This window comes from Pseudomonas sp. VE 267-6A (assembly GCF_024126555.1).
GTDB lineage: Bacteria > Pseudomonadota > Gammaproteobacteria > Pseudomonadales > Pseudomonadaceae > Aquipseudomonas > Aquipseudomonas palmensis.
Map to the genome: position 1 here is coordinate 1 of NZ_JAMYBY010000051.1, position 611 is coordinate 611.

At 66.0% G+C, this 611-nt stretch carries 1 protein-coding gene; it reads right to left on the reverse strand.

Annotated elements, in window-relative coordinates:
• A partial coding sequence (locus NJH59_RS25390) for an AMP-binding protein (RefSeq protein WP_253087473.1) occupies positions 1 to 611 on the reverse strand: 611 nt, incomplete at both ends.

Consider the following 611-nt stretch of genomic DNA (forward strand, 5'->3'; position numbering starts at 1 on the left):
CAGGTGCGTGGGCACCATGTAGTCCGGCAGTTCGGCCTTGAGCCCGGCCTTGAGTTGATCACGCAATTGGGTGTGCTCGGCATTGGCGTCCTGCGGCACGACGTAGCCCACCAACTGCTGGCCGCTCGGCCCGTCCACCGCCAGCACCAGCGCCTCGCGCACCGCAGCCTGTTGCGCCAGACGTGCCTCGATCTCACCCAGTTCGATGCGGAAGCCGCGGATCTTGACCTGATGGTCGATGCGGCCGACGTACTCGACGATGCCATCCTGGCGATAACGCGCCAGGTCGCCCGTGCGGTACAGGCGCTCGCCGCGGGCCGAGAACGGATCGGGCACGAAACGTGTGGCGGTGAGATCGGCACGCTTGAGATAACCACGCGCCAGGCCGGCCTGGCCCACATACAGCTCGCCGATGGCGCCTTTTGGCACCGGATTCAGGTCGGCATCGAGCAGGTACCACGACAGGTCCGGGATCGGCTCGCCGATGGGGCTTGCCGCATCACCGGCCAGATCGGCCAGCGACACAGGACGGTAAGTGACGTGCACCGTGGTCTCGGTGATGCCGTACATGTTGATCAGTTGCGGCTGCTGATCGCCGAAGCGCTCGAACC